The organism is Oceanobacillus locisalsi (assembly GCF_042675985.1).
Lineage (GTDB): Bacteria > Bacillota > Bacilli > Bacillales > Amphibacillaceae > Oceanobacillus > Oceanobacillus locisalsi.
This window is the reverse complement of sequence record NZ_JBHTKK010000001.1, coordinates 14,457-39,031: the sequence shown is the minus strand read 5'-3', so window position 1 is coordinate 39,031 and position 24,575 is coordinate 14,457. Positions and strand designations below refer to the sequence as shown.

The 24,575-nt window shown below is 36.6% G+C and carries 20 protein-coding genes; 14 read left to right on the top strand and 6 right to left on the bottom strand.

What is annotated here, in order from left to right:
• Positions 1-46 precede the first annotated feature (46 nt).
• From ACFQ19_RS00160 to ACFQ19_RS00135, 6 genes are all read right to left on the bottom strand, one after another.
• Positions 47-1,333: an LCP family protein gene (locus ACFQ19_RS00160; protein ID WP_379589823.1), complete on the bottom strand. Its 1,287-nt coding sequence runs from the start codon at positions 1,331-1,333 to the stop codon at positions 47-49.
• 346 nt (positions 1,334-1,679) lie between these two features.
• Positions 1,680-2,072: a glycerol-3-phosphate cytidylyltransferase gene (gene tagD, locus ACFQ19_RS00155; RefSeq protein WP_379590294.1), complete on the bottom strand. Its 393-nt coding sequence runs from the start codon at positions 2,070-2,072 to the stop codon at positions 1,680-1,682.
• Positions 2,073-2,325: 253 nt separating this feature from the next.
• Complete coding sequence (locus ACFQ19_RS00150) at positions 2,326-3,357, bottom strand: YheC/YheD family protein (protein WP_379589822.1); 1,032 nt, start codon at positions 3,355-3,357, stop codon at positions 2,326-2,328.
• A 1,419-nt stretch (positions 3,358-4,776) separates the two neighbouring features.
• Positions 4,777-5,790 (bottom strand): YheC/YheD family protein, encoded by a 1,014-nt coding sequence (locus ACFQ19_RS00145; protein WP_379589821.1) that lies wholly within the window; start codon positions 5,788-5,790, stop codon positions 4,777-4,779.
• Between the two features lie 456 nt (positions 5,791-6,246).
• The gene (locus ACFQ19_RS00140) at positions 6,247-7,278 is read right to left on the bottom strand and encodes a YheC/YheD family protein (RefSeq protein WP_379589820.1); all 1,032 of its coding nucleotides are present in this window, start codon (positions 7,276-7,278) and stop codon (positions 6,247-6,249) included.
• Positions 7,279-7,536: 258 nt separating this feature from the next.
• On the bottom strand, positions 7,537-8,664 hold the full coding sequence (locus ACFQ19_RS00135; RefSeq protein ID WP_379589819.1) for a C40 family peptidase: 1,128 nt from the start codon (positions 8,662-8,664) through the stop codon (positions 7,537-7,539).
• Between the two features lie 903 nt (positions 8,665-9,567).
• On the opposite strand from ACFQ19_RS00135, the gene nagA reads away from it, so the two are divergent.
• The 14 genes from nagA to ACFQ19_RS00065 all read left to right on the top strand — a co-directional run bounded on the left by nagA (position 9,568) and on the right by ACFQ19_RS00065 (position 24,575).
• A complete protein-coding gene (nagA, locus tag ACFQ19_RS00130; protein ID WP_379589818.1) occupies positions 9,568-10,755 on the top strand; it encodes an N-acetylglucosamine-6-phosphate deacetylase in 1,188 nt (395 codons plus the stop codon).
• A gap of 522 nt (positions 10,756-11,277) precedes the next feature.
• Complete coding sequence (locus tag ACFQ19_RS00125; RefSeq protein WP_379589817.1) at positions 11,278-12,048, top strand: YveK family protein; 771 nt, start codon at positions 11,278-11,280, stop codon at positions 12,046-12,048.
• Positions 12,026-12,721, top strand: coding sequence for a CpsD/CapB family tyrosine-protein kinase (locus ACFQ19_RS00120; RefSeq protein WP_379589815.1), 696 nt, complete (start codon positions 12,026-12,028; stop codon positions 12,719-12,721). The genes ACFQ19_RS00125 and ACFQ19_RS00120 overlap by 23 nt, the downstream gene beginning before the upstream one ends.
• A 229-nt stretch (positions 12,722-12,950) precedes the next feature.
• Entirely contained in the window at positions 12,951-13,715 is a 765-nt protein-coding gene (locus ACFQ19_RS00115) for a tyrosine-protein phosphatase (RefSeq protein WP_379589814.1), read from the top strand.
• Between the two features lie 60 nt (positions 13,716-13,775).
• Positions 13,776-15,608: a polysaccharide biosynthesis protein gene (locus ACFQ19_RS00110; RefSeq protein ID WP_379589813.1), complete on the top strand. Its 1,833-nt coding sequence runs from the start codon at positions 13,776-13,778 to the stop codon at positions 15,606-15,608.
• Between the two features lie 182 nt (positions 15,609-15,790).
• A complete protein-coding gene (locus ACFQ19_RS00105) occupies positions 15,791-16,906 on the top strand; it encodes a DegT/DnrJ/EryC1/StrS family aminotransferase (RefSeq protein WP_379589812.1) in 1,116 nt (371 codons plus the stop codon).
• A 218-nt stretch (positions 16,907-17,124) separates the two neighbouring features.
• The gene (locus ACFQ19_RS00100; protein WP_379589811.1) at positions 17,125-17,502 is read left to right on the top strand and encodes an acyltransferase; all 378 of its coding nucleotides are present in this window, start codon (positions 17,125-17,127) and stop codon (positions 17,500-17,502) included.
• Between the two features lie 38 nt (positions 17,503-17,540).
• A complete protein-coding gene (locus ACFQ19_RS00095; protein ID WP_379589810.1) occupies positions 17,541-18,146 on the top strand; it encodes a sugar transferase in 606 nt (201 codons plus the stop codon).
• Positions 18,147-18,180: 34 nt separating this feature from the next.
• The gene (locus ACFQ19_RS00090; protein ID WP_379589809.1) at positions 18,181-18,705 is read left to right on the top strand and encodes a GNAT family N-acetyltransferase; all 525 of its coding nucleotides are present in this window, start codon (positions 18,181-18,183) and stop codon (positions 18,703-18,705) included.
• Positions 18,706-18,751: 46 nt separating this feature from the next.
• Positions 18,752-19,714 (top strand): ATP-grasp domain-containing protein, encoded by a 963-nt coding sequence (locus tag ACFQ19_RS00085; RefSeq protein WP_379589807.1) that lies wholly within the window; start codon positions 18,752-18,754, stop codon positions 19,712-19,714.
• A 33-nt stretch (positions 19,715-19,747) separates the two neighbouring features.
• A complete protein-coding gene (locus ACFQ19_RS00080) occupies positions 19,748-21,055 on the top strand; it encodes a hypothetical protein (protein ID WP_379589806.1) in 1,308 nt (435 codons plus the stop codon).
• 7 nt (positions 21,056-21,062) lie between these two features.
• Positions 21,063-22,061, top strand: coding sequence for a Stealth CR1 domain-containing protein (locus ACFQ19_RS00075; protein ID WP_379589805.1), 999 nt, complete (start codon positions 21,063-21,065; stop codon positions 22,059-22,061).
• A gap of 25 nt (positions 22,062-22,086) precedes the next feature.
• Positions 22,087-23,436, top strand: a complete 1,350-nt coding sequence (locus ACFQ19_RS00070; RefSeq protein ID WP_379589804.1) for an O-antigen ligase family protein — start codon at positions 22,087-22,089, stop codon at positions 23,434-23,436.
• A gap of 2 nt (positions 23,437-23,438) precedes the next feature.
• Positions 23,439-24,575, top strand: coding sequence for a polysaccharide pyruvyl transferase family protein (locus ACFQ19_RS00065; protein WP_379589803.1), 1,137 nt, complete (start codon positions 23,439-23,441; stop codon positions 24,573-24,575).

Genomic DNA, 24,575 nt, shown 5'->3' with positions numbered 1-24,575 from the left:
ATAAATCGAAAAGCTTCCCCGGATTTTAACCAGGGAAGCTTTCTATCTAAATTGGATTTCCATATTCATCTGTTTCTTGTTGCGAAGGATCCTCCTGATAAGGTTCCTCTTCGTACGTCTCGCCTTGATCTTCTTGATAAGGATCTTCTTCCTGATAGGTTTCACCCTGATCTTCTTGATAAGGTTCCTCTTGGTAAGTTTCCCCTTGATCTTCCTGGTACGGATCCTCTTCTTGATAGGTTTCACCCTGGTCTTCCTGAGAAGGGTCTTCTTGTCCTTCATAAGAATCTTCTCCAGCAGGGTCTTCTGCATTTGGTTCTTCATTCATTTCGTTATCTTCGGATTCTGAATCAATGATTTCCAAATGCTCTTGCAGCATCGTTTTGGTCTCTTCTAATGCAGGTTCATCCAGTAACCAGTAGTATGCAGAACCGGCAGGCTGATAGTCACTGCCTTCCAATGTGAAATCTTCAATGTTAAGACCATCCGTCGCAAAAGTGATGAAAGTCATCATTTCTTTGAATGACATATTGGTATTCATATTATCGCCGACTGCTGCAATCAAGTCATCGTATTGGAATACTGAACCAAGCGATGTAGCTTTATTCGCAACGGCATTTACCACTTCCATTTGCCGTTTGCCGCGCTCGATATCATTATCCAGTTTACGGGTACGCGCGAATGCTAAGGCTTCTTCTCCGTTAACGGATTGTTCTCCTGGCTGAAGATGGATAGCATCTCGTTGATCCATAGAATCAGACTCTTCAAATTCATACGGTACTTCGACATCAATGCCGCCAATCGCATCCACTACATCAACAAATGCATGGAAATTCACACGTACATAATAATCGACCGGAATATCCATCATATTTTCGACCGTTTCAATGGTTGCTTTCGGACCGCCAACCGCATGAGCGTGTGTAATTTTATCTTCGCGGCCCATTTCCGGGATATAGGTGTACGTATCACGTGGAATGCTGACTAACTTCACACTATTTTCATCTTTGTTAAAAGTGGCCAGCATCAATGAATCGGACCGGGATGAATCTGCGTTGCCGCGATGATCATTTTCATCGACCCCGATAATAAGCATCGATACATTATCAATATCTGGATCTACTTCAAAATCCCGCAAGTCTGATTTTTCACGGCCGTCATCTTCATAAGAATCACTGACCGCATTATTTGCTTTCACATATAAATAACTCCCATAACCAACAACACTCAGTAAAGCAAGGCCGATAACAAGCAGGGTGACGACAACACCTTTTCGGAGTTTACGTTTTTTTCGCGTCACTCTCCGCCCTCGCATATTTTTTTGTTTCACCATGATAAATCTCCTTTTATATAGAAAGCTTGGCAAGGTTTCCTGCCTTGTTAAAATAATTTGCTATCATTTCTATGTGACCATTTTGTTGCACTGTTTCCATTTTGAAAACTGCGCTTGCACGCTGCTCTCAAAAAACAGGAACAATAATGTTATGTTTTCCTAATTTATCAGAAATATCGACAGATTTCTTGAATAAGCCCATTTCATTTTACTATGGATCAAACCATTAGTAAATTTACAATTCCATTACATCTGATTTGTTCGGAGAAGGAGATATGACATGCCTATCTATGTTGCTTGAAAAGCCCAGTGCATGCGAAATCAGCTGAAGCGTCATTCCCATTGTTCAGCAGTCGTCTCTTAAATTATCCTTAATAATCGTGGAAGAGATGCCGAATGTACGGGGCAGATAGATAACTTCGCAATAAGCACGCAGTTCATCAAATTTACCTTTCCAATCATTTCCCATCACAAAGGTGTTAACGTCATAGGTTAAAATATCCTCTTTTTTTTGCTCCCAGTTTTTCTCCGGGATCACTTTATCAACATAGCGTACGGATTCAAGAATGATTTTCCGGTCTTCATAGGAATAAAAAGATTGCTTATGTTTAAGTATATTAAAATCATCGGTGGATAATCCTACAATAAGATAATCACCCATTTCTTTCGCACGTTTTAATAAATGAACATGACCGACATGCAGTAAATCAAACGTTCCATAAGTGATAATAGTACGTATCATTTCCACCTCCTAAAAGCGTATTAACGTAATCGTAACATAAGAAAAGGGGAAAGAATAAACGCGACTGCGAAAAATATGTTTTTTTGTTTTTTGAAGCGGGAAAGAGGGAGTATAAGTCTGCATATAACTGGTGTAAAAGATAAGAACTAAGAGGAGTAGGTAAGCATTCTTTTTTGACTATAATAGTAACTGGCCGGGACCTCAACAGCTCCTCAGCCAATTAACTATAAATAGATATATAATAGCGATGTTAAACAAATGCTTTTGGAGCACGTTCAGCAGTTTGTTCCAGCAAATAAGTGTAATAATCCGTACGTAATTTTGTTACTTCTTCTTGTAATAAAGAGGTGTCCGGAGCGCTGTTAGCTTCAAAGAGAAACAGATTTTGATTCTCGTCTATTCCAATATCCAGACCGAGTGTTACTAACTCTCTTTTGCGCACATTTTCTGTGTAATTTGCCGCATTTAATGCGAACGTATTGATATGCTCGTCGACCGCTGGCGCATCGTTTTCAAATTTTAATTTTAAAAACATGCCGACATCAAACATATTGCCTTCTTGCTGCACATTGGAAGCAACTTGCTGCCCCGTGCCGATGCGGATATATTTTTTAGCGATGACCCATTCGCCGTTTTTGTTTTTCTCCAAATGAACACGGCAGTCAAATGGATCGCCCAGATGTGTTCTGGAAGGGATATATTTTTGCACAATAAATTTATCTTTAGAAATGATATTTTGGAAGTAAGCAAACGTCTCTTGTAAATTCATTTTTTGGCTTGATTTCTGATAGCCAATCATAAACTCATCTTTATTGATTTGTGAAATTTTATAAATCTTTTGTCCTAATTGGCTGTAGATTGGTTTCACCACGACCTCGCCATATTTGAATAAAAAACCCCTGATAACCGAGAAAGTCTTACACCGGGATGTAGGAATCGCATAGGTTTGTAAGTACGCATCCTTTTCCATGATTTGTTGCACGCTCTCTTTGGAGATTTTATTTTTCCCATCTTCGGTTAAATAAGCGTGCTTTTGCAAGTATTCAATGGTATGTCTAAACTTCAAACAAAACGCAGAAACGTCGATGGTATTTGGTATATGTGTCTGTATTTCTTCCCAATGATCTCCTTTTAGAATCATTCCCGATGTTGTATGGTCGTCTTCGTTAATATTGCTTGGATGCATATAGAGTATGTCGATCCCTTTAGATTTTGCTTGGATGGATATATTTCTGGCGAATGGCGTTGGCTCTCTAAAGGGCTGCATTAGTCCTACTAACATGGAATTGTGTCTCCTTCCAGTTTATTCGTTCTCCTGTTTGTCTGGTAACAATTTTACCATATTATAAAATAATTTGAAGGCAAAAAGAGAAAAAAGAATAAGAATCACATTTTTGTCAAGTTTGAATGTGTCCTAATTTAATTATAGGGTATCCCCGCTACGGAAAAACACTACGCTTTCCGTGGGCTTGTCCTCAACCTCCTTTAAAGAAGACTTGCTGATTGGCAAGCCGTCAGGCGCTGACAGAAGCAAAGTCGCACTTTCATCGACTAAGAACGGTCACGTCCTGTGACCAACGTCGATACTAATGTTGTCAGGTTAGTATAACCGCTGCGGCGGACCGTTTTGCTTTCCTAGGGGCACGCTCTTCAGCTAACTTTTGCCAAGAAGAGCACTTGGCAAAAGTGGATCTTCAGATGGTGCTGATCCCTCGTCCAGCTACAAGCGTCAAAAACTAGACAACTTCCCGAGAGCGCCCTACGATAAGTCATCATCCGTTCGTAAACTCACGGTGATTCCTTTATCTCAGTTGCTTCGGTCCAGTTGTTACGTTTTTAAACGACGCTTTCCGCTTTCCTTTCAGGAGTCAAAACGGTCCGCCTCCGCTAGTGGGATGTTCTATACATGAAATAGTTGAGCAAATAAAATCATTTAGCTCCATTAAGATGTTATTTCTTCCAAACGCTGTAGCATCCCATCAGAGCGCAGGCCAACCACGTAGACTCCTAGTCGGCTAAAACCGGTCACGTCCTGTGACCAACGGCCGACACTAGGACGTCCTGTCCGTCGTGGGAACAGGGCGAGCTGAAGATCCACTTGAAAAGCGGGTTTCTTTTCAAGTTAGCTGAAGCCGTCCCCATGGCAGACTAAGAACGCAACGTCCTGGGGTTGCGATTACTCACCCCACCGAAAACATTTGTTGCAACGTCTGCACTAGTACGTCCTGGGACTGCGGTTACTCGCCCCATCAAAAACCGTTGTACGTCGGAAAGCGGAGTGGTTGGCCGGAGCGGAAGCTATACACCATATCTTGTTCAAAAAATAGAAGGAGGCTCTAACCAAAAGCAAGCATAATAATAGAGAGTATGTTTATCCTGGAAGAGCAAGGATTATATACTTATTCTTAAGCGCATAATTTGAGTAAATTTCACAAAATTCATTAACCTGACAACATTGACGTCGATACTAGGACGTCGTGTCCGTCGTGCCCCGCGGGTAGAAAAAAGAAGTTCACTTTTTTCTGCGGGGTCTTCACACTTCGCATTCCCACAGGAGTCTCCGTGTTTTTCCTTCGCTAAATAGTTGTTATAAGCACCATTCCATCATTGATGATATCACGTAAATTTCATTCAGTAAGGTGAGTTGGGCTGCTTTGTCACAGTAAAAGAGGAAGAACTTGTTTGATTCTCCCTCTACTGTTTATTTATCTGTTTTTGTTTTTAGTAAATACTGATAATAGTCTGTTCGCAACATAGCGATTTCACCAAGTAAGTTTGTTGTTACAGGGGCGTCGTTTGCATCAAATATAAAGATATCGCCATTGTGGTCGATTCCTAAATCGATACTGAGTGTTGCTAATGTTGTTTCTCGAATGGATTCTATTTTTGCTGCGAGTTGAAGGCCGCATTCTTTGACTTGTTCTTGTTTTATTTCTGCCTCACTACCGTACTTCAATTTCATAAATATATCGGTATCCATCATTCCGCCGCCTTTTTTCCAATTGGTTGTCAAGGTTTGGTTCAGGCCGATGCGAATTTGATTACTGATAATACGCCAATTTCCATGGCCGGTTTTTTCAAAATGGATGCGCCAGTCGAATGCATTTCCTTCTGGCGTTACGGAATCGATATACTTTTGCACAATATAATCTTTTATCAGAATTTCGTTATCGCAAAAAGTGATCAGTTCCTCGTAAGAGACTTCGACGGACGTATTTTGATAGTCCAAAATATACTGTTCCGGACGTACCTTTGTCACTTTATATACACCATCTGCCTGATTATTGTGCACTGGTCGTAAAACAATAGCTGTATATTCTTCAAGAAATGTCTCTATGTCCGAAAAGGAAGCACACTGTCTTGTAGGTATCGTGAATGTTTGATAATCATCATCTTCTTGCAGCTGTTCTTGCAGGGAAAGTTTAGATATCCGATTTCGCCCATTCTCTGTTAAGTGAGCATGTTTTCTTAAGTGTTTGATCACTTTCTTGTGTTTTAAACAATTGGAATTCACATCAATGATTCGAGGAATCTTTGCTTTTATGGACTTCCATTTACCGTCTTTATAAAGTAACCCTTTAATTCTGCTTTTATTGACGTCCACATCTTTCGGGCTGAAATAGAAAATATCCACCCCTTTTGACTGTCCTACTGAAGCAATAAGGTCTGCTAATTGCTGCGGTTTTTTATAATTACGTAAATACCCAATTCTCATCGTTTCCTTGCCTCCAAATTCTATGATGCGATATAACCTTTGTTATGATAAAACTTACGCATGAAAATACGATATATATATAACTTGAAATTAATATTTTTCCTTCTGACGCTCGCTACGGAAAAACACTACGCTTTCCATGGGCCCTGAGCTCAGCCTCCTCGATAAAGGAGACTTAGCGACTGGCAAGCCGTCAGGCGCAGACAGAGCTGAAGTCGCTCTTATGCCCCGCGGGTAAAAAAAGAAGTTCACTTTTTTCCTGCGGGGTCTTCCCACTGCGCTTTCCCATAGGAGTCTCCGCGTTTTTCCTCCGCTAGTTACTGTGCTTAATCCTAAGATAAATGACTTCATTTTTAAGCACAAAAGGCAGTTTTATTAATTCAATTTATATAGCATTAATTATTATAATGGATACATGTAAAAATTCAATGGATTGTCCTTTTTAGGAGATGTTCCTTACATGTGTTTTTTCGGAAAAGGTCTCGTATGCTGCTTGACCAAATAAGCATAATAATCTGTGCGCAGCTGAGCGACTTTTTCTTCCAGTAAAGAAGTATCGGGCGCGCTGATTGCTTCAAAGAGGAAGAGATTTTTATCTTGGTCTATACCGATATCAAAACCTAGTGTTACCAATTCTTTTTTTCGCGTCTTCTCTATCTTTTTGGCAATATGTAATGCCATCGTATCAAGATGATTTTCAACGGCGGGAGCATCTTCGAAAAATTTCAATTTTAAAAACATGCTCGCATCAAAGGTGACAACACCTTGCTGGCTGTTGGGAGAAACAAGCTGGCCCGTGCCGACACGGATGTATTTTTGAACAATCGTCCATTTGCCTTCCTTGTTTTTTTCTACATGAATCCGGCAGTTAAACGGTTCTCCCTGTTCGGTTTTGGAAGGAATATATTTTTGAACAATATAGCTGTGGTTCGAAATCATATCTTGAAAATACGAGAAAGTTTCTTTCAGCGTCAGTTTTACTTTAGACTTCTGATGGCTGACTACGAACGTATCTGTATCTACTTGCTCAATTTTATATATGTTTTCTCCAGGTGAACTATAGATAGGTCTGACGACAACTTTATTGTATTTTAACAAGAAGCCTTTAATAATGGAGAATGTCTTGCACCGGGATGTAGGAATGGCATACGTTTGCAGCTGTTGATCCTTATGCAGCATTTCCTGTACATTTTCCTTGGAGATGCGATGCTTCCCATCCTCGGTTAAGTAGGCATGTTGTTGCAGATATTTGATTTTTCTTTTGGCCTTTAAGCAAAATACCGAAACATCAATAATTTCCGGAAGATCTTTCTCTACATTTTCCCAGGTATCCCCGTGCAACATCAGTCCTGACACCGTATTATCTTCTTCATCTACAGCACTTGGGTTGATATACAGGATGTCGATCCCTTTGGATTGTGCTTGAATCGCTATTTGTTTAGCTAAATCGGTTGGTTGTTTGAAAGGCTGCATTAATCCTACTAACATGGAATTATTTCTCCTCCTGTTCACTCATTCGAATCTTAATTATCTAGCAACAATTTTACCACAATTTCTATGGTTATAAAGTGTCATTTTCAACAAAATAGGCAGAAAGATGTATTTTTGAGCGAGATGAAAGGTTATTTAGGGAAAATAGCTGTTTTATACGCATGAAAAATAGCCTGGCAGCTGTAACAGGCAAGGTAAAAGACAATCAAAAAAGCGAGTGCCTTCCATGTTGATGGAACACACTCGCTTATATTTTTAATAGAAACGTTTATAGCTGTCGAAATGGGAACTCCAATAAGGATTATCCAGAGAAGTGATTGTCACACCAGTGGATGTACCTGCATGAAGGAATTGATTATTGCCAAGATAGATTCCCATATGAGAAGGACCGGATTTATACGTTCCAGAGAAGAACACTAAATCTCCTCTTTGCGGATTGCTGACAGTCTGCGAACGATCATAATAGCCTTCTACGTTTGTGCGCGGAATGTCTTTACCAGCTTGGTTGAAAGCATAATAGATAAAACCGCTGCAATCAAACCCGCTTGGTGTCGTGCCGCCCCATACATACGGTGTACCTTGCTGGCTTTTACCGCCGGAGATAAGCTGATCTACATCATAATCTGCGCTTGCAGAAGAGCTGCTGCCGGAATTGCTATTGGATCCGCTGTTGGAACTACTATTAGAACCACTGTTAGAAGATCCGGAGTTAGAGCTGCTAGAGCCGTTTACTTTTAATGTCTGGCCGGCAATAATCAAATCAGATGATAGATTATTGATAGATTTCAAGTTAGAAACCGTTGTTCCTTGCTGGCTCGCAATTTTAGAAAGGCTGTCGCCGGACTTCACCGTATACGTGCTGGATGAAGAATTGCTGGAGCCGGAAGAACTGGAACCAGAGCTTGAGTTAGAACTGGAGCTGCTAGAGTTCGAACTGCTGGAACTGCCGCTGCTGCTCACCTGTAATGTATTTCCAGGATAAATTAATGTAGTGGATAAATCGTTCCAATTCATTAAGTTGTTTAAAGAAACACCATGCTGGCTTGCGATGCCGCTTAATGTATCCCCAGATTTAACAGTGTATGTACTTCCGCTGCTGGAATTGCTTGAACCGGAATTAGAGCTTGAACTGGAGCTGGAACCAGAATTCGAGCTGGAAGATCCGGATGTTGTTAGTACCTGATTTGGGAAAATGGTATCCGATGATAGGTTATTAAGGGATTTTAATTTGGAAACGGAAGTCCCCTGATTTTGAGCGATTGTCCATAAGTTGTCACCGCTCTTTACTTTGTAAGATGCTGCATCAGCACTGTCTGTAGCCACCAGAGCAGATGCGATAGCTGCAGATGCTGTAACAGAAAAAATGATTTTTTTGTTTGCCATGTGTTCGTTTTCCTCCTTAGATAAAATAGAATGGTTGGATTTTTGCAGAAATGATTGCCTCGGATTTGTGAGGAGACCAAAGAGGGAAACTAAAGGAAATACCATTATCGAAATCGTGTATCTCTAAAGCCCTGTCTGTACGTGTACTGTTTCATTGTAAATAAAAAATGTCTACATTAGTACATAACAATCTTGGTACAAGTACAAATTCCGCAAATTCAATGTAAGATGTATTGCATACTCCTGTATGTTGATGTATTACTATCGTGAGAGTATCGTTTGCTTGTTTGAAAGGAAGTATTATTGGATTATCCAGGATGATCACCAAGAAACGACAAACAATGACAGCGGCAATCGCTGCAACAGATCAAGGTTAGTATGTAACTGCAGGCAGTATGAGAAGTACTGCGCATTTCTATAGATGTCTCTGTGTGTTCTGTTGTCCGTCCGCTTTCTGCCACTTCATTCATTAATTGGTAGATTTTACTGTCAACCTGAAAAATAATCCAATAAATACATCTTCATAGAATTATATCGTTTTATAGATAATATTGGTAGGTCTAATAGATATTTGTAACAACTTTGTAATGTTATGAAAAGAAGGACTATAGACCTGTTTCGGAGGAGAAGCACATCTAAAAATAAATAAAAAGCCGTCGTGCTGCAGAATGAAAGGTATACAATTAATCGGAAAGACCTGGATAAAAGTTATTAATATGCTTGGGAAATTTTACAAATTATAAAAATGATCATAGATTGATGCCAGATTTGTAGATTTTAAGAAAATAGATTTCGCATAATCTTATCATTTCCCGGGAAATATCAACAAAATATACATGGAGGCAGGAAATAGCGTTATAATAGAAGAAACAGATAGTATCATTCGAAACGGAGGAGTTTATGATGGGACAGTCAACGCTACTTATAAAAAACATTCAGGAAGTTTATCTGCCTCAGGAAGTGATGGAAAACGCAGCGGTTTTGATAGAGGACGGAAAAATAACACGCATTTTTACGCAAAATGAAGCGGCTGCAATCACATTCGATGGGAAAATCATGGATGCAGCGAATACACTGACATTACTGCCGGGATTTATCGATGGCCATATTCATGGCGGCTATGGTGTGGATGTGATGGATGCTAGGCCTGAAACATTGCAGACACTTGCAGATCACCTGCCGTCAGAAGGGACGACGAGTTATCTGGCAACAACCATTACGCAATCCGACGAAGAAATCAGCAATGCGTTAAAAAATGTTGCTGCCTGGACAGCGGGCGAGCAAAAACAGGGGGCAGATCTGGTTGGTGTGCATTTGGAAGGGCCATTTGTAGAAGCTTCCAAAGCAGGCGCCCAGCCGCAGCAGTATATAACCGAGCCGGACGCAGGGAAATTTCAGGCGTGGCAAAAGGATGCAGACAGCCAAATACGAACCATCACCATCGCGCCAGAACATGATAAAACCGGTGCATTTATCCAAACACTCAATCAATCCGGAGTGAATGTATCTGCCGGCCATACAGATGCATCTTTTCAACAGATCAAAGATGCTGTCGAAGCAGGAGTGAAGCAGCTCACGCATCTATGTAATGCGATGAATGGGATCCATCATCGAGATATTGGCGCGGTAGGAGCAGCATTTCAATTGAAAGACTTACATGCTGAATTGATAGCGGACGGCATTCATGTTGTGCCAGAAATGATGCAGCTTATTTATAATAATGTCGGATCCGACCGAATCATTCTGATTACAGATTCGATGCGCGCCAAAGGCTTACCGGAAGGAACCTATGAACTGGGCGGACAGCCTGTAATTGTAAAAAATGGACAGGCTAACCTAGAGAACGGCTCCTTGGCAGGAAGTATTTTGACGATGATAGATGCAGTGAAAAATATGCTGAAGCTGGACGGGGTGACATTACAAGATATCGTGAAAATGACCGCAGAAAATCCGGCCCGGCAAGTTGGTATTTTTGGTAGAAAAGGGAGTATTGAAGTCGGGAAAGATGCGGATCTTGTTTTATTAAATGATGCAATGGATATTGCTTATACGATTTGCAGGGGAGAAGTGGTTTATCAGAGCGGGATATAGAAATGGCTTCGGTACTATATAGAAGCAATTAGTATAAATCGGATAATAAACCTACCTTTTATGCCTGAAAATAGTGGGATTTATTTTAGGATTTAACACAGTAAGCAGTGTAGTGTTTTTCTGTGGCTAGTGCTAAGAAGATAGAATGTTAATTTCAACTTATATAGAAGCAGCCGAATCTATCATTCTCTGTAATAAGACAAAGCTGTGGAAGTCGAAAAATTTGTAACTGATTTGTAAAAAAAGAGTTCAAACTTGACAAGCGAATAATTGACAACGCTTTCTTTGCGAAAAAGCAAAAACTTTATAAAAAAACGTCTGGAAAAATACATGTGATATGATATAATTCAATCTATGGCAAAAATATCCTAAGTTTTTTTGTGTAGTTTCAACATATTATGAAAAATGAACCACCTGGAAATTGATTGGGTATTTTCCAGAATGATAATAGGTTCGATAAAGAAATGATTTTAGATGATAACATGACAAAAAATGCATTTCATACGTTATGGAGGTAAGGAAATGGAAGAAACGATATCTTTAAAGGAGATAGCCGAGGTTATCAAGAAGCGATTCGTACTTATTCTGACATTTATTTTAGGTGCGGCGCTTATTGCTGCAGTGGTCAGCTATTTTATATTAACCCCGCAATATGAAAACAGTTCGCAGTTTATTGTAAACCAGACGCAACAAGAGGAAGATGCTGGACAGTTTACGGAACAAGATTTACGGACAAACGTTGAAATTATAAATACATATAATGTGATTATTAGCAGTCCGGCTATTTTAGATCCGGTTATTAATGAACTAGGGTTGGATTTAACAACGGAACAGCTATCGGATAAAATCACTGTCAGCAGTGAAGAAGATTCCCAGGTTGTTACGGTAACAGCTACAGATGAAGATCCAGTACAAGCTGTGAATATCGCGAACACAACGGTAGAAATATTCCAAGAAGAGATTCCATCGATTATGAATGTGGATAATGTGGCGATTTTAACAGAAGCAGAACTAGCCGAAAATCCATCGCCGGTTTCGCCTAATCCAATCTTAAATATTGCGATTGGCATTGTGCTCGGCGCAATGGCAGGTGTTGGTCTTGCATTTTTACTAGAGTATCTCGACAATACCATCAAAACAGAACAAGACATTACCAAACAATTCGACGTGCCGGTGCTCGGCGTTATCTCACATATGGATGAAAAAGACATCCAGGCACATCAGCGCTCCAATTTAGAGCAAACAGAAGCAGCAGGGAGGAGGGGTATGAATGGCTCGAAAAAAACAATTTAATGTAGGAAGTAAGATGCGGCATTTAATTGCGAATACCAATCCCCGTTCTCCGATAGCTGAACAATACCGTACGGTGAGAACGAATTTACAGTTTGCATCTGTGGACAATGAAGTATCCAGCATGCTGATCACTTCCGCAGGTCCGGCAGAAGGAAAGTCAATGACAACGGCTAATCTGGCTGTGGTTTATGCGCAGCAAGGGAAAAAAGTACTCTTAGTGGACGCGGATTTACGTAAGCCGACTATGCACTATACGTTTCGTTTAGACAATTTACGCGGGTTAAGCAATATCTTAATCGGTGAAACAAACATCGAGGATACCGTAGAAAAATCGGATATCCAAAATTTAGATGTCATTTCCTGCGGCCCGATTCCGCCAAACCCTTCTGAATTGTTAGGTTCAAGAAGAATGCAGGCTTTTGTAGAATCTGCAAAACAACAATATGACCTGGTTATCTTTGATATGCCGCCGGTCCTTGCCGTTGCGGATGCCAAAATCCTGTCTAATCATGTAGACGGTGTGCTTTTAGTTGTCCGCAGTAAAAAGACAGAGAATGAAGCGGCAAAAGAAGCATTAGAATCGTTGGAATCTGTCCATGCGAATGTGCTCGGCGTGGTCTTAAATGGTCGAGATAAAAAAGAAGTCAATTATTATTATTACTATGGTAATTAGAATATAAAAAGAGCTTTTAAAAAAGAGCTCTTTTTAGTGCAGTTTTTATAGGAACTTTTGTGTAGAAGCAAAAGTCGTTTTTTCAGTATTATGTATCATAATATTATATGCGAGCGGTGTTGTCAGAAAGTAGATTATGATAAAGTGGGTATTAAGGTATAATTCAAAAAAACAAAGTAAAACTTAGGGCGTTGTTCCGTTTCACTTGTTGACGTTAGGAGGGAAATTGATGATAGATATACACACACATATTTTGCCAGGTATCGATGATGGTGCAAAAAATGAAGAGGATAGTATTGCCATGGCGAAACAGGCTGTGGAACAAGGTATCCATACGGTTATTGCGACACCGCATCACTATAATGGGGCATATTTCAATGACAAATCATCCATTCTTCGTAATGTTTCTATCTTGAATGAATTATTCCAGAATGAGGGCATTCCTCTTGAAGTATTACCCGGTCAGGAAACGAGAATATATGGTGAGTTGTTGGACGGGCTCGATAATGACGATATGCTTCCTTTAAATGAAACCAAATTTTTGTTTATTGAATTTCCGTCTTCGAGTGTCCCGCAATATGCTAAACAAATGCTTTTTGATATTCAAATGAAAGAAATAACGCCTATTATTGTTCATCCAGAACGTAATTTAGAATTGCTGGAAAATCCGCAACTCTTATACGATTTTGTGAAAAATGGGGCACTGACTCAAGTTACAGCAGCCAGCCTAATCGGTAAATTCGGCAAAGACATCAAGAAATACGCAGAGCAGCTGATTGAATGCAATCAAACGCATTTTATCGCATCCGATGCCCATAACATCAAGTCACGCAGATTTGTGATGGATGAAGCTTTTGAAGCAGTGAAAAAGAAATACGGTACAGACTTTGTCTATTTATTTCAAGAGAATAGTCAACTGCTGGTTAATAATAAAAATGTCAACCGGATGAAACCCAGTTTACCAAAGAAAAAGAAATTTTTGGGCTTATTTTAAGCAAGGAAAACTATATGATTTCTATACAAATACGCGTTTGAAAGGAAGGGAGATTCTCCCATGACCTATAAAAAAAGATTGGCGCTGCTGATATTCTTAGATTCACTGATCGTAACATCATCGGTCTTTCTCGCATTTTGGATGGTGTACCCGGCCTATCCGGATAGTTTATTAATGGATGAGCTTTGGATAAGTGCGGTTGCTTTTTTGATTTTCCATCATATATTTGCCTTTATTTTCAAGTTATATAATAAAGTCTGGTCTTATGCCAGTGTGAGAGAGTTAATAGCCATTGTAAAAGCTGTTACGCTGACTATTTTATCTGTCGGTGTTGTGCAGTTTTTTGTTAATGATGGCATTTACCGGCGTGCACTTGTCATCACGTGGCTTCTACATATTGTTCTTATCGGCGGATTCCGTTTTATATGGAGACTGACAAGAGACCACTTTATTCACAAGAAAGGCGATAATCAAAAACGGACATTAATCATCGGTGCCGGTGCTGCCGGAGTGATGATTGCCCGCCAGCTGCAAAATGAAAGTGATACAGCTGAACTTTATCCTGTCGGGTTTATTGATGATGATTTGACCAAACAGAAGATGGAGATTCTCAGCATCCCCGTTGTCGGCATGTCCAAAGACATCCCGGAAATGGTCACCAATATGGATGTGGAGCATATTGTGATTGCGATTCCTTCCTTACATAACGGGGCATTAAAAGAACTGATTCATCTGTGTAATGAAACAGGCGTTTCTGTACAAATGCTTCCCAAGATTGAAGATTTAATGACAGGCAAAATTTCAGTCAGCAACCTGAAAAATGTCGAAGTAGAAGATCTATTGGGAAGAGCACCCGTAAAATTAGATATTGGTGCTATTTCCGAGTATGTCACAGGTACCACAGTGATGGTAACGGGAGCTGGCGGATCGATAGGTTCAGAGATTTGCCGGCAATTAATGCGGTTCTCACCAAGGAAGCTATTACTGGTCGGACATGGAGAATTTAGCATTTATCATATTGATATGGAACTAAAAACGACGTTGGAACAGCAGGATACCGAAATTATTCCGGTTATCGGCGATGTGCAGGATAAAGAGCGGATGTTCCAAATTGTGCAAGAATACCAGCCGGCGATTATTTATCATGCAGCTGCACATAAGCACGTTCCTTTAATGGAATATAATCCGCATGAAGCTGTAAAAAACAATGTTATTGGCACGAAAAATGTCGCCGAAGCTGCGGATACATTTGGTGTAGCCAAGTTTGTAATGGTTTCTACGGATAAAGCAGTCAACCCAACCAATGTGATGGGAGCAAGCAAGCGGATAGCGGAAATGATTGTACAAGGGCTTGCCCAGCACAGTACGACGAAATTTGTCGCTGTCCGGTTCGGGAACGTACTTGGCAGCCGGGGTAGTGTGATTCCGTTGTTTAAGAAACAAATTGCTGCAGGTGGACCAGTTACCGTAACACATGAAGAAATGACAAGATATTTCATGACCATTCCAGAAGCATCTCGTTTGGTCATTCAGGCCGGGACTCTCGCCAAGGGCGGGGAAATTTTTGTGCTGGATATGGGAGAACCTGTCAAAATATCCGACTTAGCAAAGAATTTAATCAAATTATCTGGTTTTACAGAAGCAGACATTCCGATTCAATATTCCGGTTTACGTCCGGGAGAGAAGATGTATGAAGAACTTTTGAATGAAGATGAAGTATTTCCGGATCAAGTCTATGAAAAAATATACGTAGGCCGTACGGTGGAAGTGGATAAACAGTTGATTGTTGATTTATTAGATAAGCATGAGGATTATAATAATACTGAATTGAAGGACAAAATGATGAAGATTGTGTTTGCCGAACGTCGTGTACTTGAGGCGATGAAAGCATGAAAGTAGAAAATGGTTAATAATCTTGAAAGCTATTAAAACATTAATCTCGGTGATAGGACTGGCAACAAGGTCTTCTGCGGCAGTAAAAAACTAAGTGAGAAAAGAACCTTTTATAATTAACCAAGTATAAAGAATTAATAACTATATGAAATAAAAGAACTTTGGGAAAGGAAGTTTTTATTGTGTCTAAACGTATTTTTCTTTCTTCACCGCATATGAGTGAAGAAGGCTATGAACAACAATATGTACAAGAAGCATTTGATACAAATTGGATTGCCCCATTAGGGACGAATGTCAATGAATTTGAAAATGAATTAGCAGCTAAAGTTGGAGTCCAATCTGCAGCAGCTTTATCTTCGGGAACTGCAGCAATTCATCTTGCTTTGAAAGCAGCTGAAGTTGGAGAAGGCGATATTGTTTTCTGTACTTCGTTAACCTTTTCAGCTACTGCAAATCCAATTATGTATCAGAATGCAACGCCTGTTTTTATCGATAGTGATGAAAAAACATGGAATATGAATCCGGAAGCACTGGAAGAAGCATTTCAAAAATATCCGGAAGTAAAAGCAGTTATTGTTGTTCATCTGTATGGTTTGTCTGCTGATATGGATCGCATTATGGAAGTTTGTAATAAACATAATGTGGTAGTGGTAGAGGATGCTGCTGAATCATTAGGCGGTTATTATAAGGGACAACATACTGGGACATTCGGAGATTATGGTGTTTTCTCATTCAACGGGAACAAAATTATTACAACTTCCGGCGGCGGTATGCTCGTTTCCAATAATGAAGAAAAAATTGCGAAGGCTCGTTTTTGGGCAACCCAATCACGAGATCAGGCTCGCCACTATCAGCACAGCGAATTAGGATATAACTATCGAATGAGTAATGTAACAGCTGGAATTGGCCGGGGGCAATTAAAGGTATTAGATCAGCGTGCAGCAAAGAAAAAGTACATACATGATTTTTATAAGCGTGAATTAGGACATTTAGAAGGTATTACATTTATGCCGGCAAATGAGTGGGATAGACCGAATTACTGGCTGAGCGCCATTCAATTAACTGGAGAGGTGAGGCCGGTTGATATTTTTGAGGCTCTAGAAAAAGAGAATATTGAATCTCGACCTGTATGGAAACCAATGCATATGCAGCCGTTTTTTGAGGGATATGATTTTGTTGGTAAGGGTACTTCTGAGCAGTTGTTTGAGAATGGTGTTTGTTTACCTAGTGATACGAAGATGACGGATGAGGAATTACTACGTGTTAGCAATGTTATTAAGGGTTTATTTTTAAGATAATGAAATAATTTACTTGTGAGGAAATATACTGAGTTTTAAACAAAGACTTTGGCATACATTGAGATTATGTTTAATTCGTTCAGGAATGAAAAGAGCGGGATATGCAAAACAAAAAAATATTTATGGGAGCATAGGGGAAAATGTAATGATTATGCCAAGAAAAATACCCTTATATCCTGAATTAATAAAAATTCATAATAATGTAAGGGTAGCATCAAATGTCACTTTTGTTACTCATGATTGGTATTCACAGAATGTTGAATAATAAATATACAGAAAAGGAATTTGCTGAAAAAATAGGTTGTATTGAAATACAAGATAACGTGTTTGTTGGATCAGATACGAAAATTATGTATGATGTAAGAATTGATTCAAATGTTGTTATCGCTTCTGGGAGTATTGTAACAAAAGACATACCATCAAATACTACAGTAGCTGGAATCCCAGCAAAACCTATTGGGAAGTTTGATGAATATGTTGAGAAAAGAAGGTTAGAAAAAGATTCACATCCCATTAGGCTAAGGCCAAAAAATCAGCATGTAGAAAAAGAGTTGGCGGATATTGTGTGGGAAAAGTTTGAAAGCCAAAGGAAGTAGAATAGTACTAATAAAAGAGAAATGATAAGGTGAAATAAATGTATAATAAAACATTTAAAAGAATGTTAGATTTAATCTTAGCTCTAGTTTTAACTGTTCCTCTTGGTATAATAGGAGTTATTGTAGCAATTGCAATAAAGTTGGATAGTAAAGGATCTGTATTTTTCAAACAAGAGAGAGCAGGAAAAGATGGCGAAGTATTTAAAGTTTATAAGTTTAGAACTATGATAGAAAACGCAGTAAATGTAGGTTCAGGTTTGAGTACATTTGAAGGTGATCCAAGAGTAACAAGAGTAGGTTCACTTCTTCGAAAAACCAGTCTTGATGAAATTCCTCAACTTATTAATGTAATTAAAGGTGAAATGAGTTTCGTAGGTCCAAGGCCACCAGTACCATATCATCCTAAGAAATACGAAGACTATTCTATAAATGAGAAGAAAAGATTTGCTGTTCGTCCTGGGATTACAGGTTATGCACAAGTGAAGGGAAGGAACTCGTTAACTTGGGCAGAAAGATTTGTTTATGACAATGAGTATGTTGATAAGCAAAGTTCATGGTTAGATTTAAAAATTGTATTACTAACATTTTATAAAATTATAAAAAGTGAAAATATCCATGGACCAAATAGAAAAAAGAAGAAGTAAATTATTGGAGATGAATTTAAAAGGAGAGGTTTAAGTGTTACATAATAGAAAAACATATATTAGACTAATGGAAGAATCAGATGTTCAACATAAAGTAGATTGGTTTAATGATGAAGATGTTAGAAAAACATTGAATGTAGACTTTCCGATTTCTGCAATTGGAACAAAAAAATGGTTACATTCAGTGTCTGCTAACAATACTAGATGTGATTTCATTATCTGTTCAAAAGAAGATAATATGCCAATTGGTTACGTTGGGCTTGTAAATATTGATTATAAAAATTCCAAAGCAGAATCGTATCTGGGTGTTGGGAACAAAAAATATTGGGGGAAAGGTCATGCCTCAGAGGCGCGAAGATTAATATTAGATTATGCATTTGAACACTTAGCTTTAAATAAAGTTTATTCCTATGTTTGGGTGGAAAATGAAAAAATGAAACATATCAATCAAAAGGTAGGATTTCAAATAGAGGGTACTTTGAGGAATGATATATGTTATAACGGTGTTTTTCGAGATAAACACATCATGGGTGTATTAAGAAAAGAATATAAAAAATAATAAGCTGATAAATAGTTTAATGTTGTTAGTTTGAAAGGGTAATGGCATGAATATTTTAGTTTCGAGTGCAGGAAGAAGAGTAAAGATTGTGCAATATTTAAAAGAGCATTTAGATAAAATTAATGGAAAAGTAATTGCGGTGGATTGTGACGAAAAAGCACCTGCTCTTTATTTTGCTGATGAGAAGGATATTGTACCGAGAGTTGATAATGAACATTATTTAGAGGAATTAATGAACATTTGTAGAAAATATAAGGTTGATGCAATTCTTTCGTTAATTGATCCAGAATTAGAAATGTTAGCAGCTAATAGAAAGTTTTTTGATGAACTTGATATTAAGTTAATTCTATCTTCATTTGAAATGTTAACAATAGGATATGATAAGCAAGCAACTTATAACTATCTACTTGAAAAAGGTATTCCGAGCGTCCCAACATTTAGTAATGTAAAGAGTGTGGAAGAAAAAATTGATAGCAACCTTCTTAATTTTCCTTTTATAGTAAAGCCTCAAAAAGGAAGTGCTAGTATAGGTATTAAAGTAGCCAACAATTTAGAAGAGTTGAATAAGCTATTTGAGGAAGAGGATAATTTAATTATTCAACCATTTTATAAAGATAAAGAATTTGGTATTGATGTGTATGTAGATTTAATAGATGGACATTTAGTAGATTTTTTTATTAAAGAGAAAATTTGTATGCGTTCCGGCGAAACAGACAAATCAATTGCGATTCATAGTCGAGAAATTTCATCATTAATTGAAAATTTTGTAGCAAAGACCGATTTCAGAGGTCAGATTGATATTGATTGTTTTGAATACGAAGGTAAATATTATATTTCCGAAATTAACCCACGTTTTGGCGGTGGCTATCCACATGCACATGAGGCAGGAGTCAATTTTATGAAATATATTATTCAAAACATGAATAATAGTGTGAACAAAAAATATACTTCTTATAATTATGAAGCAGGAAATATTATGATGAAGTATGATAATGTAAAATTAATTTGATTGTTTGTTGCTAAAACACAAAGAGGTGTCATAATGTTTTTATTTCCATATTTAAGAGAGAAAAGTATGCAGCCTAAGTTAAATAAAGAAATAGATTTTTATAGAAATCAATCGGTTGATACTATTTCAAACTATCAATTGACAAAATTTAATGAGCTTTGGCAAGGTATCCAAAATAATGTACCCTACTTTAAAAGACTAGTAGAAAGTAATGATTTACCACGACAAATTAAAGGATGGACAGATTTTCAAAAAATCCCGATTAATTCAAGATCATATTTAAAAGAAAATGTGAATGACTTTTCCGATTACTCTAGGGAACCTGACTTTTGGATTAGTACAGGCGGATCAACTGGTAATCCTTTAAATTTTCCGAGCTGGAAGGAAGAATCAGTTAACTATGAACCTAGTCTATGGTATGCAAGGAGTTTCTATGATATAAAGAGGTCTGATCGGATGTTCAGATTATGGGGACACTCTCATGTGTTAGGCAACGGGCTAGCTAAATATAAAAAGATAATTAAATTTAAAATGGGACATCCATTAATTGGATTTAAAAGATTTTCCGCATATGATTTATCGGAGACTCAATTAAAAATTGCTGGAGAAGAAATTTTGAAATTCAAACCCAATTATATTATTGGATATAGTAAAGCTTTGCAATTACTGGCAAGGGCAAATATGGATAAAAAAAATGATTTTCAAAAATTAAATCTTAAGGCAGTCATTGGAGCAGCAGAAGGATTTGACAAAGAAGAAGATAAAAATTTTATTGGAGAAATTTTCGGGTGTCCAGTAGGATTAGAATATGCATCAATGGAAACTAAATTATTAGCCCATACTCATCCAGATGGTAGTTATAAAGTGATTTGGAAAAATAACTTAGTGGAATGTGTAGATGATAATGGGAATCCTGCACAAGAAGGGCGAATTTTGGTAACTAGCCTTTACCCTAGAGCTTTTCCATTGGTTAGGTATGAATTAGGTGATCTTATTTCAGGTGCTTTAAAAAATAAAAATAGTGTATATGCTTTTTCGCAAGTAAAAGGAAGAGATAATGACTTTTTAATGATTGACGAGAATACACCCATTCATTCAGAAGGTATTACACATGCGATAAAACTTTCCGATAAAATAACAGCATATCAAATTAGGTATACACCTGAAAATATGTATACTATCTATGTTAAATCCAACTCAAATTTAACAGAACATGATTTTAATGAGATTCGTTCTCGATTAAAAAAAATTGATTCTCGTTTATCAGATTTAAATATAAAACAAGTTAATCAATTAAAGCAAACTGTTGCAGGAAAAACAAAATGGTTAATAGAAGAGTGATGTTGTTATGAGCGATAAAATAGATTTCATTATCCCATGGGTTGACGGGAATGACCCGGAGTGGATAAAGGAAAAAAATAAATATGATAATAAAGCCTCTAATGATAGTAGGGAAGTTAGATACCGGGATTGGGATAATCTTCAATATTGGTTTAGAGGAGTCGAAGAATTTGCTCCTTGGGTAAATAAGATACACTTTATTACCTGGGGACATGTTCCGGAATGGTTAAATGTTGATCATCCTAAATTAAATATTGTTAAACATACTGATTATATACCTGAAAAATACTTACCAACATTTAGTTCTCATGTAATAGAATTAAATTTCCATAGAATTGATGAACTAGCTGAGCATTTCGTATACTTTAATGATGATACTTTTATTATTGATAATGTTAGTGAAGAAGATTTTTTTAAAAACAATTTACCACGTGATATTGCAGTAATAAAACCTATTATAAATACTTTTCGAGAATCTACAGGAGCTATTGCATCTAATAATATGGAAATAATTAACACTAAATATAATAAGAATACAGCTATTAAAAATAATCTTTCAAAATGGTTTTCTCCATCTTATAAAAAACATTTAATTAGTACAGTTTTAATGATGCCATTCCACCAATTCGCAGGCTTTTTAAATCCTCATTTGCCTAATTCATATTTGAAGAAAACTTTTAAAGAGCTTTGGAATGAGGAAGATGAAGTATTAGATAAAACTTGTCAGAATAAATTTCGAGATGGTAGAGATGTAAATCAGTGGTTGTTCAGATATAAACAGCTAGTTGAAGGTCAATTTCTTCCTAGATCAGCCGATATTGGTAGAACATATAATTTAATAAATGATAATTCAGAAGTGGAAAGCTCAATCATGGAAAAAAAATATAAAATTATTTGTATAAATGATAATGATAAAGAAGTAATTGAAGATATAGGTAAAGTTAAAAGTGAAATAAATAATGCTTTTCAAAAAATATTACCTAATAAATCTAGTTTCGAAAAATAAATTAAGTTAATGTGAGTGGAGAAAAATGCAAAAAATCTCAAAAAGTAATTATGAAATGTATAATATTCAAAATAAGAGTAAAGGTATTAATTTTTCAGAGCTAGCCCTATTAATATTTGTGTTTTATATATTTACGCAAGGGTGGTTATTTTACTTAATCATTCAAAATAATTTTATAGAAATTACCGTATTATTGGTGGTTACATCAATCTTATTCTTCAAGTCATTAATTAATAATTTTTCGGTTTTAACCTTCACATTATTAGATGCTCTATGGGTTTTTTCAATCGCAGTTATACTTGTATTGATTAGTATGTCTGGTTTCAAAGAAAATGATGTCTTAATATTTATGTATGTATTTGGATTATTATTTTTGTTATTAGCTAAAACTAATATCAATAACTTTGATACTTCATTTATAGTTATTAAGTATGCTGCAATAGTTTATGCATTAAGTTCAATTTTTCATTATTTTTTTACTGAAACTTATCATTCTCTAATATTTCCTTATATCCCAAGTACTGCCCAACAAAGAGTGTTGGAGTTAGTTAATTTAGATTATTTCGCAGGACTAGGACTTTCACAACCTTCTTTGGCAGCAGGACCAATGATAATGGGGATAGGTGTGACTTTAGCGCAGCTAAATTCTGGAGAAAAACAAAATAAAAAATGGAATATAATAATAATAATATTATTAATTATCACTTTATTAATTGCTGGAAAAAGATCTGTGCTAATATGGGGAGGTATATCAGTTGTCATTACTCAATTATTATTGGCATCAGGTAAGAAAAAAGTATTGAAGATATTAAAATATAGCTCTATTGGTCTGATTTTAGTAGGTATAACATACGTTTTTTGGGAGTTTTTGCAGTCCTTACCTATTTTGTCTAAGGTTGTAGAATCTATTCAAGGAATAGATTCAGGAGAAGATGTAACAAATGGTAGAATTGTTTTATATCAACGTGCATGGGAATTATTTTTAGAAAATCCTATATTTGGAATTGGTTGGGGACAATTTGTGGAAGTTACATCAGGATTGTTAGCAAGAGATTTAGTAGTACACAATGTATATCTACAATTGCTATCTGAAACTGGATTAATTGGTTTCATAATAATTATAATTCCAATTATTTATGGGTATATTTTAACAATAAAATGCTATAAAGGAATTAAAAACACCACTTTTATCAGCGTGAAATGGAAAACAGGTCTGGTTTTTTCAATTTATTATCAAACTTTTTTCTTGCTGTATTGCTTTACAGAAAATCCTTTTTATAATGTTGTATATCTTTTTATGTTCTTCTTTTGTTTAGCAATAGTAAATAGTTTTATTGTATTGAAAATAAGAAAATCAGAGTATTATGAGGTGTAAATATGTCAAGCAAAGTAGGAATTGTAACTTTAAATGGATATGTAAATTATGGAAATAGATTACAAAATTATGCTTTACAAGAGATTATTAAAACATATGATTATAATGTGGAAACAGTGTGGGTTGAAATTAAACGAAATAATGCAAAAGATATTCCTGTATCAACTAAAGTTAAGAATATATTATTCTCTTCGCCAAAAAAGAATTTTGAAAGGGTTCAATCTAAAATAGTAGGCAAATTATATAAAAACGAATTAGATAGGAAAAGAAACAAGAATTTCTATGAGTTTTCAAATAGTTACATTGTGGAAACTTCTTATAAATTAGTAGAAAATAATGTTCCAGATAATTTAGATGATGAATTTGATTATTTTGTAGTCGGTAGTGACCAAGTATGGAACCCTATTTTTAGAAAAGATAATCCGCTATACTTTTTGCGATTTGCATCAAAACATAAAAGAATATCTTATGCACCAAGCTTTGGAATGAATTATATTCCTGATAAGTATAAGGATAAATATGCAAAATGGCTAAGTGAGATGGATAAACTTTCTGCAAGAGAAGAGGCAGGAGCAAAAATTATAAAAGAATTAACTGAAAGAGATGTGCCCGTTCTAGTAGATCCGACGCTACTTTTAACTAGAGAAAAATGGTTAAATATTTCTGAAAAACCAAAAGCATATCCAAATGATAAATATTTATTGACTTATTTCTTAGGGGATATAGATAAAAAGAAAAAAAAGATGATAAAAGAGATTTCCGAAAGAAATGATTTAAAAGTAATAAATCTAGCTCAAGCTAAAGATAAAGAAGTATATTTATCTGATCCTAGCGAATTTATTTACTTTATTAATAATGCGGACTTATTTATTACAGATTCGTTCCATGGAGTGGTATTTTCTATTTTGCTTGAAACGCCATTTATAATAACAGACAGAAGTAGTAAATTTCCATCTATGAGTTCAAGGATTGAAACATTATTATCAATGTTTAATTTCACACAGCGCCATATTAATAATATGAATATATCAAATGATAATGATTTATTTAGTGTAGATTTTTCGCATGTTGAAGAGATTTTGCAGAATGAAAGAGAGAAGTCTAGAGAGTATTTGTTTGAAGCATTAAGTTTAAAATAA